The 15,085-nt window shown below is 68.6% G+C and carries 14 protein-coding genes; 5 read left to right on the top strand and 9 right to left on the bottom strand.

Annotated features, from left to right (window positions below; genetic code table 11):
- The first annotated feature begins 11 nt into the window (after positions 1–11).
- Positions 12–1,343: an APC family permease gene (locus tag MHY30_RS04535; RefSeq protein WP_239275466.1), complete on the top strand. Its 1,332-nt coding sequence runs from the start codon at positions 12–14 to the stop codon at positions 1,341–1,343.
- Positions 1,344–1,373: 30 nt separating this feature from the next.
- Here MHY30_RS04535 and MHY30_RS04530 read toward each other — a convergent pair whose 3' ends face one another.
- From MHY30_RS04530 to MHY30_RS04510, 5 genes are all read right to left on the bottom strand, one after another.
- Positions 1,374–2,858 carry an amino acid permease gene (locus MHY30_RS04530; RefSeq protein WP_239275697.1) on the bottom strand — a complete coding sequence of 495 codons (1,485 nt, stop codon included), beginning with the start codon at positions 2,856–2,858 and terminating at the stop codon, positions 1,374–1,376.
- A 73-nt stretch (positions 2,859–2,931) separates the two neighbouring features.
- Positions 2,932–3,930 (bottom strand): magnesium/cobalt transporter CorA, encoded by a 999-nt coding sequence (corA, locus tag MHY30_RS04525; RefSeq protein ID WP_239275465.1) that lies wholly within the window; start codon positions 3,928–3,930, stop codon positions 2,932–2,934.
- Between the two features lie 44 nt (positions 3,931–3,974).
- On the bottom strand, positions 3,975–4,307 hold the full coding sequence (locus MHY30_RS04520; RefSeq protein WP_239275464.1) for a DUF3140 domain-containing protein: 333 nt from the start codon (positions 4,305–4,307) through the stop codon (positions 3,975–3,977).
- A 74-nt stretch (positions 4,308–4,381) separates the two neighbouring features.
- On the bottom strand, positions 4,382–5,251 hold the full coding sequence (locus tag MHY30_RS04515) for a DMT family transporter (protein WP_239275462.1): 870 nt from the start codon (positions 5,249–5,251) through the stop codon (positions 4,382–4,384).
- 7 nt (positions 5,252–5,258) lie between these two features.
- Positions 5,259–6,527, bottom strand: coding sequence for a serine hydrolase (locus tag MHY30_RS04510; protein WP_239275695.1), 1,269 nt, complete (start codon positions 6,525–6,527; stop codon positions 5,259–5,261).
- A gap of 171 nt (positions 6,528–6,698) precedes the next feature.
- On the opposite strand from MHY30_RS04510, the gene MHY30_RS04505 reads away from it, so the two are divergent.
- Positions 6,699–7,352 (top strand): heme oxygenase (biliverdin-producing), encoded by a 654-nt coding sequence (locus MHY30_RS04505; protein WP_239275460.1) that lies wholly within the window; start codon positions 6,699–6,701, stop codon positions 7,350–7,352.
- A 30-nt stretch (positions 7,353–7,382) separates the two neighbouring features.
- On the opposite strand, the gene MHY30_RS04500 is transcribed toward MHY30_RS04505, so the two are convergent.
- Together MHY30_RS04500 and MHY30_RS04495 are read right to left on the bottom strand one after the other, a co-directional pair.
- A complete protein-coding gene (locus MHY30_RS04500) occupies positions 7,383–8,759 on the bottom strand; it encodes an ATP-dependent RecD-like DNA helicase (RefSeq protein WP_239275458.1) in 1,377 nt (458 codons plus the stop codon).
- A gap of 9 nt (positions 8,760–8,768) precedes the next feature.
- Positions 8,769–9,224, bottom strand: a complete 456-nt coding sequence (locus MHY30_RS04495; RefSeq protein WP_239275456.1) for a MerR family transcriptional regulator — start codon at positions 9,222–9,224, stop codon at positions 8,769–8,771.
- Between the two features lie 19 nt (positions 9,225–9,243).
- Between MHY30_RS04495 and MHY30_RS04490 the strand changes: the two genes are divergently transcribed.
- Both MHY30_RS04490 and MHY30_RS04485 read left to right on the top strand, forming a co-directional pair.
- Complete coding sequence (locus MHY30_RS04490) at positions 9,244–10,110, top strand: NAD(P)/FAD-dependent oxidoreductase (protein WP_239275454.1); 867 nt, start codon at positions 9,244–9,246, stop codon at positions 10,108–10,110.
- Between the two features lie 56 nt (positions 10,111–10,166).
- Positions 10,167–11,246, top strand: a complete 1,080-nt coding sequence (locus MHY30_RS04485; protein ID WP_239275452.1) for a hypothetical protein — start codon at positions 10,167–10,169, stop codon at positions 11,244–11,246.
- Between the two features lie 14 nt (positions 11,247–11,260).
- On the opposite strand, the gene MHY30_RS04480 is transcribed toward MHY30_RS04485, so the two are convergent.
- Both MHY30_RS04480 and MHY30_RS04475 read right to left on the bottom strand, forming a co-directional pair.
- A complete protein-coding gene (locus MHY30_RS04480) occupies positions 11,261–13,258 on the bottom strand; it encodes a cytochrome c oxidase assembly protein (RefSeq protein ID WP_239275450.1) in 1,998 nt (665 codons plus the stop codon).
- Positions 13,259–13,337: 79 nt separating this feature from the next.
- Positions 13,338–13,625, bottom strand: coding sequence for an HU family DNA-binding protein (locus MHY30_RS04475; RefSeq protein WP_022878194.1), 288 nt, complete (start codon positions 13,623–13,625; stop codon positions 13,338–13,340).
- 544 nt (positions 13,626–14,169) lie between these two features.
- Here MHY30_RS04475 and MHY30_RS04470 point away from each other — a divergent pair.
- On the top strand, positions 14,170–15,085 hold a 916-nt coding region (locus tag MHY30_RS04470), incomplete at its 3' end, for an ETX/MTX2 family pore-forming toxin (protein WP_239275448.1).

The raw sequence follows: 15,085 nt of genomic DNA, 5'->3' as shown, positions 1-15,085 counted from the left end.
ACGGTCGGCCGGTGACCACAGAGACTCGGCGACCTTCCACATTGAAGCGGGGCATCGGCGGTCCTCTGCTGTTCGCCTTCATCCTCGGCGATGTCCTCGGCGCGGGTGTCTACGCGCTCATGGGCGTCCTGGCCGAGCGGGTCGGTGGGGTGCTGTGGGCACCGCTGCTCGTCGCTCTCCTGCTCGCTCTACTCACCGCCGGCTCCTACGCGGAGTTGGTGACGAAGTACCCGCGCGCCGGCGGCGCCGCCGTCTTCGCCGAGCGCGCGTTCAAGAATCGCCTCGTGTCTTTCCTGGTCGGCTTCTGCATGCTGGCCGCCGGGGTGACCAGCGCCGCGGGCCTGTCCATCGCTTTCGCCGGAGAATACCTGCGGACGTTTCTCCCGCTTCCGGTCGCGCCGGTCGCCATCGTCTTCCTCGCCGCGGTCGCCGCCTTGAATGCGCGCGGCATCCGGGAATCGATGGGGGCGAACTTCGTCATGACGGCGATCGAGGTCAGCGGACTCGTCATCGTCGTGGTCGTCGTCGGTGTCCTCGTCGTCGGGGGCGGCGGCGACGTGTCGCGCGTCGGGCAAACGCCGGAAGGGACCAACGCGGCGACGGCTGTGCTCGCCGGGGCGGTGATCGCGTATTACTCGTTCGTGGGGTTCGAGACCTCGGCGAACATGGTGGAGGAAGTGAAGGACCCGTCCCGGGTGTACCCGCGGGCACTGTTCGCCGCTCTGGTGACGGCCGGTGTGGTCTACGTCCTCGTGGGTCTGGCGAGCAGCATCGCCCTCCCGGCCGACGAGCTGTCCCGCTCGAGCGGGCCGCTCTTGGCCGTCGTTGAAGCGAGCGGTGTCGCGATCCCGTCCTGGGTGTTCAGCCTCATCGCCCTCATCGCCGTCGCCAACGGGGCGCTGCTTACTATGATCATGGCGAGCCGCCTCGCCTACGGCATGTCCGAGCAGGGACTGCTGCCCCGGGTGCTGTCGCGGGTTCTCCGCCGTCGACGCACACCGTGGGTCGCTATCGTCGCCACCACGCTCGTCGCGATGCTGCTGACGCTCGTCGGCGACCTGACGCTCCTCGCTGAGACCGTCGTCCTGCTTTTGTTGTTCGTCTTCCTGAGCGCGAACGTCTCGGTCCTGGTCCTGCGCCGCGACCGCACCGATCACGATCACTTCCGCGTGTGGACCATCGTGCCCGTTCTCGCAATCGCCTCGTGCATCGTCCTGCTGAGTCAGCAGAGCCCGACGGTGTGGCTGTTCGGCGCCATCCTGCTCGCGGTGGGAGTGGTGCTGTTCGTGCTCGCCCGCGTCGGCCTGCGCCGGGACGAGTCCCGCCCCGACTCGCCGCGGTGACGCCCCCACGCCACCGCGGCGAGGCCGCGTTCAGTCGCGCGAGAAGGGGCTGGGCACCACGGGGAACGCGCCCGTGTAGCCCTCGCGCTCCGCGGCGAGCTCGGCGATGCGCGCGCGGCAGGCGAACCAGCCGATCGTGATGAGAACGCTCGCCACGAGCGCGACCAGCGCCGTCGCGGGCGAGTCGATGAACACCAGGATGAGCACGGCGGCGAGGAACGCGAGCGTCAGATACGCCGTGTAGGGCGCCCCGAAGAGCCGGAAAGACGGCCGGACGAGATGCCCGCGGTCGGCGAGATACTTCAGCCGCATCTGGCACGCCACGATCGTCGCCCACTTCACCAGGATGCCGACGGCCGCAACATTGAGCACCGTCTCGAAGGCGTCGGTGGGCGCGACGAAGTTGATCACGACGCCGACCACCGCGACGCACGCCGTGATGGCGATCCCGCCGTACGGCACACCGGCCCTGTTCATCCGCGCGGCGAACTTCGGCGCCGAACCCGCCACCGCCATCGAGCGCAGAATGCGGCCCGTGGAGTACAGCCCCGCGTTGAGCGACGACAACGCCGCGGTGAGGACCACCAGGTTCATGATCACGTCGACGCCCGGCACCCCGATCGACGCGAAGAACGTCACGAACGGGCTCTCGTCCTTGGAGTACGCGGTGAACGGCAGCAGGAGCGAGAGGAGCAGCACCGAGCCGACGTAGAACACGGCGACACGGATGATTACCGAGTTGACCGCACGGGGGATGACCTTCTCGGGGTTCTTCGTCTCGCCCGCCGCCGTGCCGATCAACTCGACCGCGGAGTACGCGAACACCACGCCCTGCATGAGGATGATCGCGGGCAGGATGCCGTTGGGGAGGAAGCCGCCGTTCTCGGCGATCAGCGAGAAGCCGACCGTTCCCCCGGTGGGGGTGCCGAAGATCACGAAGTAGGTGCCGACGAGGAGAAATGCGACGAGCGCCGCGACCTTGATGAGGGCGAACCAGAACTCGAGCTCGCCGAACACCTTGACGGATACGAGGTTGACCGCGAGCACGGTCACGAGCGCGGCCAGCGCCCAGACCCACTGGGGGACGGCGCCGATCCACGGCACGTACTTCCCGAAGAAGTTCATGTACAGGGCCGCCGCGGTGATGTCGACCATCGTCGTGGTCGCCCAGTTGATCCAGTAGAACCAGCCCGAGACGAAGGCCGCTTTCTCTCCGAAGAACTCGCGCGCGTAGGACACGAACGATCCGGAGGTCGGGCGGTGAAGAACGAGCTCTCCGAGCGCCCTCAGGATGAAGAAGGCGAACAGCCCGCACACGGCGTACGAGAGCACGATGGCCGGTCCCGCCTGGGCGAGACGACCGCCCGCGCCGAGGAAGAGGCCCGTGCCGATGGCGCCGCCGATGGCGATCATCTGCACTTGTCGGGAGTTCAGGCGCTTGTGGTACCCGGCGTCCTCGAGTTGCACGGTGGATGTGGATGTCGGCTCGGCATCTTTGCCGAAGCCTGTCGCAATGGTGTCAGTCACCCGCTCATCTTCGGCATCCGGCGCGTGCGGGTCCGCCCGTCGCGCCCCGCGGATGGCAGGGTCACAACCAGTGCTTGCGTTTGAACGTCAGCCACAACCCCAGGGAGGTCGCGGCCATGAGGCTCAACGCCATCGGGTAACCGAGGGTCCAGTCGAGCTCGGGCATGTTCCGGAAATTCATGCCGTAGATCGCCCCGACCAGTGACGGGCCGAACAGGATCGCCGCCCATCCCGAGATCTTCTTCACCTGTTCGTTCTGCTCGAGCGACGTCGCGGTCTGTCGCTGAGCGACGAGCGTCGCATTGACGGTGAGAGCATTGTCGAGAATGGCGCGGAGCGCCGCGACCTTATCGCTCTGGCGCAGCACGTGGTCGAGCACGTCGCGCAACGATCGCTGCAGCTCGATGTCGACCCCGTACTTGTCGGCCCCGCGCAACAGCGCCTGCAGCATGTCGCGGAGGGGGTCGGTCGCACGCTGGAAGTGGATGACCTCGCGCGCCAGTTCGTAGATGCGCTGCGTGAGCTCGGCATCGCCGCCCTCGAACAGCTCATCCTCGATCTCGTCGACGTCGTTCTGCAGACCCCGCGCCACAGGGTCGTACTGGTCGACCACCTCGTCGAGGATGGCGTACAGAACCGCCTCCGGCCCGCGCGCGAGCAGCTCGGGGTTCTCCTCCATCCGGCGACGGACCCGTGAGAGGTCCGGCACCTCCGCGTGCCTCACCGTCACGACGTACTCGGGCCCGATGAACACGTGAAGCTCGCCGAACTCCACGGTCTCGGTCTCGTCGATGTACCGCGCCGGGCGCAGGACCGCGAAGAGGTTGTCGCCGTACCGTTCCAGCTTGGAACGCTGATGTCCGGCGAGCGCATCCTCGACGGCGAGCGGGTGCAGCGAGAACTCCGCCGCCACTCGCTCGAGCTCCTCCGGAGACGGACGCAACAGACCGATCCACGCCATGCCGCCGTGGGCCTCCATGTACTCGAAAGTCTGGTCCAGGCTCGACGGGTTCTGGATGCGGTGACCGTCGACGTACACCGCGCTGTCGATGATGGGCATGATGAGAATCCCCCTCAGGGGTGGGCGATGGATGAGGGTGGCGCTCAGTGTTTCTGCGGGTCGTGACCCCAGTTCATCAGCGAGTACCTCCAGTCAGTGTCGCTCACGTCGCCCTTCGGCCGCTGCGCTCGGTGCCGCTTGACGTACCCCACGACCTTCCGCATATGCGCGAGGTCGGCATCCGTGAGGTCGGCCTTCTTCTTCCCGAGGATCTCCACGATCCGACGCCCGCTGCGATGCCCCGTCGACTCTCCGCCGCCGTCCTTCTGCCCGACCGCCTTGGACTCGTCGGTGTCGAGCCACTTCTTCAGCTCGCTCGCGGTCATGTTCACCGCGTCGTCGAAGTCGGCACGGGTCTGCTGGTCGTCATCGTTCATCCCGTCATCCTGATCCGCGACGCGCTGCGACGGCCGACCCTTGCGCCGGGGGCCGGGACGTGGCATCCATCGGGTCAGCCGACGGGCTCGGTGGTCGTTCGACGGGACGCGGACCGGACGGCGCCGATACTCGCCGCGATGACCAGGGCGACGCCGCAGAGCTCGAGCCACGACAGGTGCTGGCCGAGCAGCAGGAAGCCGGCCACGGACGCCGTCGCCGGCCCGAGGCTCATCATGATCGCGAACGCCGAGGCCGGGAGGCGGCGCAGAGCGATGAGCTCCAGGGCGTACGGGACGGTCGACGACAGAAGCGCCACCGCCGCACCGAGGGCGAGGATCTCGCCGCGCAGCAACACCTCCCCCGCTTGCGCGACGCCGAACGGCAACGCCAGCACGGCGCCCACGGTCATCGCCAGGGCGAGGCCGTCGAGCCGGGGGAACTCCCGCCCCACCCGTGCCGAGGCGAGGATGTAGAGCGCCCAGCTGACGGCGGCGGCCAGCGCGAACAGCACGCCCAGCGGATCGAGCCGGTCCCATCCCCCGGCCCCCAGCGCGACCACTCCGGCGAGCGCCAGCCCTGCCCACAGCCAGCGGCCGACGCCGCTCGCGGTGATGATCGATAGAGCGAGCGGGCCGAGCACCTCGATCGTGACCGTCACGCCCAGGGGGAGACGCTCGAGCGCGAGATAGAACAGCCCGTTCATGGATGCCAGCACAACACCGAACCAGCTCACCGAGCGCCACGCCGCGGGGCTGTGACCACGCAGACGTGGACGCGCGATGGCGAGCAGGAGCAGCGCCGAGAAGACCAGACGCAGCATCACGATGCCGAGGGGCCCCGTCTGCGGAAAGAGCATGACGGCGAAAGACGCCCCCACCTCTTGGCAGGTCAGGCCGATCAGTACGAGCGCCGCGGCGGAATTCCGACCAAGACCCGCGGTCATCGTGCGGTCACTGCGCGGGAGGGCAGATCGCGATCGTCCCGAGGTTGTCGCGCATCTGCTGCGCCGTCCAGGGAAGGCCCGCTTCGGGGACGCTCCGGCCGTCGGCCGCCGGGGCCTTCGAGGCGATCGCCGCGAGCTCCCACGCGAGCCACGCTCCGGCTATCCCGTTGGCGCCGGAATTGTTCAGGACCACCGCGACCGACATACCCGTTTCGGGGTCGGCGAACGCGCCGACGATGTATCCGGGCGCGGAGCCGTACTGTCCGATGAGTGATCCCGCCTGATAGGCGCCCCCCGCGGCGGTGAACCACGTCGGCGAATCGGCACTCACGGGCAGGGGCGCGGCGAAGCGATCGTTCTCCTCGGACAGCAGCGCGCCGGAGGCCAGGGCCTGGGCGTACCGTCCCAGATCGGTGATGTCGGTGACGGCGCCGGAATCTCCCGCGCCGAAGCTCGCCGACGACACCGTGTAGTTTCCCGGGTCGCTGCAGTTCCAGGCGCCATCGGCGTTGGGCTGCGACCAGTAACCGTTGAGAGCGTTGGAAGAGGGCGCCGCGGCGGTCGGGCCGGGAAGCGAGGTCGCGTCGAGGCCGAGCGGCTGAGCCACCCGTTCGGCGATGAGCGTCGAGAGTTCCTGACCGGTGGCCCGTTCGACGGCCAGGCCGGCCAGGAGGTAGTTCGTGTCGGAGTCGGCGAAGGCCGCACCTGGGTCATTGCGGCGCGGGCTGGCGACGCCGTAGGCCATGAGCTCGCGCTCGTTCCACCCACGGCCGGGGTTGCTCAGCACCTGGTTCGCCAGGATCGGCTGGTACGAGCCCAGGCCGGACGTTCCGGCGCACAGCTGCCCGAGGGTGATGTCATCGAAGCCCGGCAGTCCGCTGACCCACGTCGACACCGCGTCGTCGAGCGAGAATGTGCCGGCCTCCGCGAGTTCGTAGACGATGTCGCACGTCATGGCACGCGTCACGTCGGCCGCACGGAAGCCCATGTCCGCGGTGACCTCGGCACCTCCGGGTCCCTGCGTTCCGAGACCGGTCACCCACGTGCCGCTCCACGGAGCCCATACGCCGACGATCGCGCCGGTGGAACCCGTGACAGCCATCGCCGAGGTGACGGCATCCTGCAACTGCGCGACGGTCTCTTCAGGAAGAGAGGTCTGAACCTGCTCGGGAACGTCGACGTCCGCCGACGCCTGCGGGGTGCACCCGGAAAGGACGAGGGCGAGGACACCGGCTCCCGCGACCGCCAGGGTCGCTGCGCGACGCCATCCCCGCATACTCACCCCACGTTCCCGGCGCGACGAAGCGCGCCTCCGAAGAATTCAAACACACGCGGAACACATGCCGTGGCGGCTTGCGCTCGCGCGGAGTCACGTCTGCATCACATCTGCGTGATCCCGCAGCAAACAGGGGTTAGGTTTACCTAACTCGTTGCGTATGATGTCCGCATGAAGGCCGTCGCTTCGTTCTCCGCCGCGCTGCGGGAGCGCTCGAGCGCCGCGCACGCGCCCTCCGAACTCGCAGACTTCATGGTCGACCTCATCACCGGTGCGGGTACCCGCGAGGACTACATCGCCCACGTCGCACAGCAGTGGTTCATCTACGAAGCCCTCGAGGCCGGCGCCGACCGATTGCGCGATGACCCGGTGGTGTCGGTGTTCCTCAGCGACAAGCTCACACGCCTGCCCGCCATCCGCGCCGACCTCGCATTCCTGATCGGCCCCGACTGGCGCGAGCGCATCTCGCCCCTGCCCACGACCCAGGCCTATGTGTCGCGCATCCGACGGCTCGCGGCCCGGTGGCCCGGCGGCTTCGTCGCCCACCATTACACGCGCTACCTCGGCGACCTCTCGGGCGGTCCCTCGATCGGCCGCCTGCTGCAGCGGCGCTTCGGGTTCGAGACCAATGGCATCGGCCTGTACCTGTTCGCCGACATCGCCGATCCCACCGCCTTCAAGCGCGTCTATCGCGAGCAGCTGGATGCCGCGCCCTGGGACGACGACGAGAAGGAACGCGTCATCGACGAGGTGCTCGTCGCCTATCGCTTCACGAGCGAGCTGTGCGCCGACCTGGCTCGCGCGAAAGCCGGCCGGGTGGCCTGACCACGAGAGCGCGCCGGGCGGTCGGCCCGCTCACGTCACCTGCGCCGCCTGCTGCCGACCGAGCCAGGCTTGCTTCATGAAACGGCGGACGTCCTCGTCGACACGGATGTCGCTCGGGCGCAGCGGCCGCGTGAGATACAGGCCGTCCAGCGACGTGAGCCGGCTCAGCGCCACATACGTCTGCCCCGGAGCGAAGGCCCCCGCGCCGAGGTCGACGACGGCGCGATCGTACGTCTTCCCCTGCGACTTGTGGATCGTGACCGCCCACGCCAGACGAAGCGGGAACTGCGTGAACTCCGCCACGATCTCGCGCGACAGATTCTTCGTGCCGGGGTCGTAGGCGTACCGATAGCGCTCCCAGACGGCCGGCTCGACGTCGTGCTCGACGCCGTCGACCTCGACGCGCACGCTGTCGCCGGCGATCCGCGTGACGGTGCCGATGGTGCCGTTGACCCAGCGCGGAGCCTCACCGAACTGCCCGGCGTCATTGCGCAGGAACATCACCTGGGCGCCGATCTTGAGCGTCAGCGCGAGCTCGGCCGGATAGTTGGCCTCGCCGCGGCCGAAATCGCCCGAGATCTCGGCGTTCGCGGTCTGCGTACGGCCGACGAGCTCGTCGAGGTGGCGCCGGTTGATCTCGTTGACGCGGTCGTTGCGCGTGGCGAGCGTGATCACGGGGTGCTCGCCATCCGCCGGGTCGGGGGGCGTGCGCGCGCCGGCGCTGTTGAGCACCCCCGCCATCTCGGCGGTGACCCGGCCGTAGCGTACGGCGTTCAGAAGCGTCTTGAAGCCGGGATCAGACTGGCGGTGGATCTCGACCAGCTCATTGACGTGCAGGTCGGCGCCGTGCCGACCGATGTCGATGAGCCCGTCGGTCGCGGCCTCTCCCGACCACACCTTCGCGTCGAAGAACCAGAACGACCGGTAGTGGTCACGGATGTACCGCGCCTCGTCGCCGCGAGGAGGCACGGGGGCCAGCTGGTACGGATCGCCGAACATCACGATCTGCGTGCCACCGAACGGCTCGGCACGACGACCGCGGGCCTGACGCAGCGAGCGGTCGATGGCATCCATGAGGTCGGCGTTGACCATCGAGATCTCGTCGATGACGAGCGTGTCGATCGCATTGAGGATCTTGCGGGTCGCGTCGTTCTGCTCGATGTCTCCGTTGGCGATGAGTCCGATCGGCAAGCGGAACAGCGAGTGGATCGTCTGGCCCTCGACGTTGAGCGCCGCGACGCCGGTGGGGGCGCACACCGCGATCTGCTTCTTCGTGTTCCACGCCAGGTGCTGCAGCAGCGTCGACTTGCCCGTACCGGCGCGGCCGGTGACGAACACGTGCTCGCGCGTGTCCTCGATCAGCCGGAACAGCGCCTGCTGCTCGGCCGAGAGAGGTGGCGTGGTCACCGGTTCATGCTAGTTCGCGGGCGCGCCCGCGGCACGGTGGGGCGGCTCGGTGTGGACGACGAGCCACTGGGCCTCTCCGGCGAGAACGTCGTCGATGTGGGCACGGAAGCGCGGGCACTGGGTGATGTCATGCGCCCGACACGAAAGGGCGTGCTCGGTCATCGCGCGGGCTTGCGCGATGTCAGCCGCACGACGGTCGAGTTCGGCGACGTGCTCCTGGAGAACGCGGTGCCGATCCGGTGCGCCCTCGTCGAGGAGCACGCGAATCTGCTCGAGCGACATCCCCGCCGCCTTGTTCCGGAGCACGACGGCGATCCGCACCAGGTCGTCGTCGCCGAATCGGCGTCGCCCCGCGGGGTCGCGCGCGGGGTGGAGGAGCCCTTCGTCCTCCCAGTGCCGCAGGACGTGAGTCTCGAGACCGAACCGCGCCGCGGCATCGCCGATGGACTCACCGTTTGACTTCATGTCGACATGAAGTCACATCATGGACCGCAACGCAAACGGAAGGGACCCCATGTACGAGGCGATCATCATCGGCGGCGGCCCCGCCGGCCTTCAAGCCGCTCTCACCCTCGGCCGCATGCACCGGCGAACCCTGCTGCTCGACTCGGGCGAGTACCGCAACGCCACCGTCCCCCACGCGCACAATCTCCTCGGCAACGACGGCACGGCTCCCGCCGACCTGCGCGGCCGCGGCCGCGACGAACTCGCCGCCTACGCCACCGTGGAGGTTCGGGATGCCACGGTCTCGGCCGTGGCATCCGACGACAACGGCGTGCGCGTCGAGATCGAGGGAGAGGTCCTGCACGCCGAGCACCTCGTCCTGGCCACCGGTCTCTCCGACGACCTTCCGGCCATCCCGGGGCTCGGTGAGCACTGGGGTGATCGCGTCGCCAACTGTCCTTTCTGTCACGGACACGAATTCGCCGGGCGGCCGGTCGCCGTGCTGAACGCCTCCCCGCATGCGGCGATGCTGGAGTCGATGCTCCGGCCGGTGGCATCCGAGGTGGTCGTCCTCGACCCCGCCGCCGTGACCCGCGCCGACGGCACCGCAACCGGGCTGCGGCTGACCCTCGAAGACGGGGGCACCGTCGAGGTGGCGGGCGCGTTCGTCGCCCCGGTGTCCCGGCAACGGGCGCCGTTCGCCGCCCAGCTGGGTCTGGAACTCCAGGAATCGGGTGCTGTGCGCGTCGATCCGTTCGGACGCACGAGTGTCGAGGGCGTCTTCGCGGCGGGTGACATGGCCCACGCCGATCATTTCCCCGGCCCGATGGCCAGTCTCGCCGGGGCGATCGCGGCCGGACAGCTCGCGGCCGTTGCGATCGTGCAGCGCCTCGCCGCCCGCGGATGACACCTGCGGAGCGACGCATTCCGCCCGCTCGCAGGCGAGCTTCCTAGACTGGGGGCGTGGAGAGCGCGGGTGGGGGACCGACGGCACCCGAGGTTGCCGCCGCGCGTCCGCGTCGCCTCGCCCGCGATCTCACGATCCTGGGGCTCGTCGGGGCTCTTCTCCTCGCCGCGCTGGGCGCCGGCGCCGCAGCCACCTATCGCGAGCTCTACAGCCCCCGCGCCTTCGTGCTGCACTATCTCGAGCTCCTGGAGGACCGACGCGCGGCGGAGGCGCTCGCCGTCCCCGGCGTCGCCGTGGATTCGGCCGAGCTCGAGGCCGCCGGCCTCCCGGCGACCGCGTCCGAAGCGCTCCTGCGCTCCGACGCCCTGCAGGGGATCGGCGACACCCGAGTCGTCGAAGAGGTCACCGACGGCGACGTGACCCGCGTCACCGTCGCCTACCGCGCCGCCGCCTACGACGGTCGCACCACCTTCGTCGTCCGGCAGGACGGCTGGATCGGCGTGGCGCCACGCTGGCGATTCGACGTCAGCCCCCTCGCCGTCGTCGACCTCACCGTGCGGGGATCGATGAGGTTCTCGGTGAACGGCTTCGAAGTCGACAAACGTCAAGTCTCCGTCGACGGGGTGGATGCCGACCCGTCCGCCGCCGTACCCCTCCTGGTGTTCTCCCCGGGCCTGTACTCCGTCGCCGTCGACACGGCGATCTCGGCCACACCGGGCGTTGCGATCCTCGCCGATGCCCCTCTGACCGGCGTGCCCGTCGACGTGCAGGCGGAACCGACCGAGGAGTTCGTGTCGGTCGTGCAGCAGCGGGTCGAGGATTTCCTCACCTCCTGCGCCGAGCAGGAGGTGCTCCAGCCCACCGGCTGCCCCTTCGGGTTCACGGTCCGCAACCGCATCGACGACGCCCCGACCTGGTCGATCGTCCAGCAGCCCACCGTGTCGGTCGTTCCCGACGGTGCCGGGTGGCGCATTCCTTCGGCGAAGGCCGTCGCGCGTATCGAGGTCGACGTGCGATCGATCTTCGACGGCTCGGTCCGCACGGTGGAGGAGGACGTGCCCTTCACCGTGGACGGGGAGATCAGCGTGCAGCCCGACGGCTCGGCATCCATCACCGTCGGCGGACGCACCGACTGACGAAGCGACGGGCCTCAGCGTCCGCGTGCGGCCTCACGCTCGGCGAGCCGGGCATCGCGGGCGGCGAGGCGCGCGAGTTCGGCGTTGTACTCGTCGAGCTCGACGTCACCCACCCGGTCGACGTGGCGATCGCGGCGACGCTGCTGACGCTCGTCGCTGCGGCTCCACTGAATTGCGACGGCGATCGCGAGGATCAGGGTCGGGATCTCGCCGACGCTCCACGCGACGCCGCCTCCCGCGTACTGGTCCTCGAGAGGTGTGAGACCCCATTCGCGACCCATGGCTCCGAACCACTCGGCGGCCATGAGCCCGGAGTTCATCATGATCGCGATGCCGAAGAACGCGTGCATGGCCATGACGGTGATCAGCACGAGGAGCCGCCCCGGATACGGCAGCCGGAAGGGCACCGGGTCGATGCCGATGAGGCTCAGCACGAACAGATACCCCGTGATGAGGAAGTGCGCGACCATCCAGATGTGGCCGATGTGGTCGTACAGCGACCACCGGAACAGGTCGGTGTAGTAGAACGCCCACAGCGACCCGATGAACAGTCCCGCGGCGACGAACGGGTTGGTGAGGACCGTCGCGACGGGGTTGTGCACGGCCCACAGGATCCACTCGCGGCCGCCGCGCGTGCCGTCGTCGCGCTTGCGGATGGCACGCGCAGCGAGAGTCACGGGGGCGCCCGCCACGAGCAGCAGCGGGATCGCCATCGACAGCAGCATGTGCTCGATCATGTGCACGCTGAACAGGTAGTCCTGGTACACGCTCAGCGGGCCCGACGTGACCCAGAAGATCGCGACCATACCGAGCGACCACAGCACCGTGCGATGGATCGGCCACGCGTCGCCCCGGCGGTGCAGACGCCACGCGCCGGCGAGGTAGAAGAAGAGACCGAAACCGGCCACGAACGCCCACAGCAGATCGACGTCCCAGGCGGTGAACCAGCGATCGATCGTGAACTCGGGCGGGAGCGGCGACCCGGTGAGCACCTCGGCCGGGGTCTGGCCGATCGGGGGCAGCGCGCTCGCCGGCGGAGCCGTGCGGGCCAGGGCGACGGCGACACCACTCGCGACGCCCATGAACACCAGCTCGAGCAGGATGACACCCCAGAACCGCCGCGATCCGTCGTCGTCGCTCATGCGCGCGATGAGGCGCCGGCGGTACCACGCGCCGAGGAGGCCGATCGCGATCAACGCCGTGACCTTGACCAGCACCAGCACGCCGTAGGGCGAGAGGAGGTTCTGCCATCCGAGCAGCCCGATCGAGGCGCGCACCGTTCCCGAGATCGCCACGACGAGGAAGGCGACGAGCGCGAGCGTCGAGTACCGCAGAAGCGTCGTTTGCAGCTGCGGTCGGGTCATGGCCGGCCGCACCACGACGAGCAGAACCAGTCCACCGAGCCACACGGCCGCGGCGAGGATATGGAGAACGAGCGAGGTGACCGCGGCGGTGTGGCTGGCCTCGGTACCGGCGTGCCCCTGCGTGCCCATCGGGATCAAGGACGCGAGGGCGAGGATCGCCACGAGGAGCGTCGGAATCCACGTGCGTACGGCGAAGGTCAGCACCGTGAGGACGGCACCGGCGATCGTGGTGATCAGCCACGCGGGACCGATCTCGGTCTCGACTAGGAAGCGCCCTAGCTGCTGTCCGAAGACCGCGTCGAGCGTCGGGGTTGCGTTGATGACGTTGAGGAACGTCAAGAATCCGGTGGCCGCGGATGCCACGGTGAAGATCGCCGCGCCGATGGATGCCGTGTCCAGCGCGATCTCGAAGGGCCGCTCGCCCGCCTGCAGCGCGAAGAGGGCGAGCACGAGCGAGCCCACCATGGTCGCCGCGGAGAGGTTCACGGCGAGTGTCGCGAGGGGAAGACCCCAGCGCACGACGGGGCCGGGGTCCGCCAGGAGCGAAGGGGCGGCCCCGCCGCCGTAGACGAGGCCCGCGACGACGCAGACCACCGAGACCACGACGAGGATGACGGGTCCGGCCACGCGCAGGGCTCGGGAATTCACCCCCCAAGCCTACGTCGCGTGGGATGACAAGAGGGGGGATGCCGGCTGGCATCCCCCCTCTCGACAGGTCTTTGTCGCTTTACTTGACGGCGGCCTTCAGCTTCGAGCCCGCGGTGACCTTGACGCGCTTGCCGGCGGGGATGGAGATCTCCTCGCCCGTCTGCGGGTTGCGGCCCGTGCGAGCGGAGGTCGCGACCTGCTCGAACGCGATCCAGCCGGGGATCGAGACCTTGCTGCCCTTGGCGACCGCCTCGGAGACGGTGGAGAAGAGGGAGTCGAGCACGCTCGACACGGCGGACTGGCTCTGCCCGGTCGCGCTGGCGATGCTCGCGACGAGCTCGGTCTTGGTGATGGACTTGTCGGCCATGTGGTTGTCCTCCAGGCGACGGTCGTGTCGCCTCTCGTTACTCGGACGAGGAGGAAATTCTCCTCGGTGGTCGGGAGACCGCCTCGACAGTATCAACCGAACCGCGGAATTACGCGGATTTTGACGGATTTCGCCCGCGAAGGGTCGGCGTGTCGCTCTCGAGCGCGAGTGCAGAGACCGGTCGGAGCTCCGGAAGCAGGGAACACCGCGGCCGAGGTGTGCCATCGATCGCGCCGTCTCCCGCTGATCGGGTGAACTCCAGCGGGGAAGGGTCTAGCCGATGGTCGAGCCCCCGCTCGAACGATCGACGGCGCGCGGACCCGCCCGCAACGACGAATCCCCGCCGCATGACGCCGGAGGAGCATCAAATCGATTCGACGAACAAGGCTCTCACCCCGACTTTCAGAGTCGACGAAGTCATTGTCCTCGGCGAGGAACCGGGTGAGCATCGCTGCGCGGAGCGGCGAGGCTCTCGGACCACGTCTCCCTGGCTCGGGGCACCGACGTCCGCGACTCACAACCCCAACCGAAGGGTCAAGGAACGATGACGTTCACCCAACCACGAACACCACGCACTCTCGCCGCGTTATGCATCGCGTCAGCGATGCTGCTGGCGGTCCCCGCCGGTACCGTGCTTGCGACCGCCCCCGCCGCCGCCGCGGTCTCTGAGGGCGATCCGAAGATCGAGGAAGCGTTGAAGAATGCGCCCGAACTCAAGGGCGCGACGTTCGACGTGTCTGGCGTCACTCTTGTGCCAGGAGAGATGACGGCGGAGAATGGCAGGTTCACGCCCAGCGGGCGGAAGGTCTTCTTCGACCATTCCCTGGCCAACCCCATCAACCCCGAGGATCGGGACCAACCGCCCCTCACCCTCACGAGCGTCTCCCAGTCGTGGACCCACACCGACAAGACGGTCTTCACGAGACAGAACAGCTTCGGTACGTCGTTGACACTGGGCATGACGTCGAAAGCCAAGGTCGAGATCAAGGGCATCTTCAGCTCCGAGTCCGACTTCAAGCGCGAGACCACCGTCAGCTACAACTACACGGACCAGCAGTCGACCTGGACCGAGGACTCCGTCACGGTGACGTCCTCGGCACAGAGCGCCCAGGTGCGACCCGGACACAAGGTGAGGATCCAGCAGTGGGTCGACATCGGTGACTACGAGGCCGACCTCACTTTGCACGCCACGCTTCAGGGCAACGTCGTCATCTATCGCTGTGGCACGTCCGTGTCGGTGCCGATCGGCCGCCTCGCTGCGATGACGCGCGATCCCGGCCAAGGTCCGCTCTTCCCGGGCGCGAAGCCCGACGGCGACGTCCTGCGCCTCACTTCGTCCGTCCACTGGAAGGCCAACCTGGCGTCCTCGGCGCGCACCGAGGTGACCGACTCCGTGCTGCCGGTCGCCACACCTGCCCCGACTGCCCCGTCCCCGACACCGAGTCCTACGACTGCATCCC

The sequence above is a fragment of the Microbacterium sp. ACRRU genome (genome assembly GCF_022346945.1).
GTDB lineage: Bacteria > Actinomycetota > Actinomycetes > Actinomycetales > Microbacteriaceae > Microbacterium > Microbacterium mcarthurae.
This window is presented reverse-complemented; position numbering and strand designations above follow the sequence as displayed.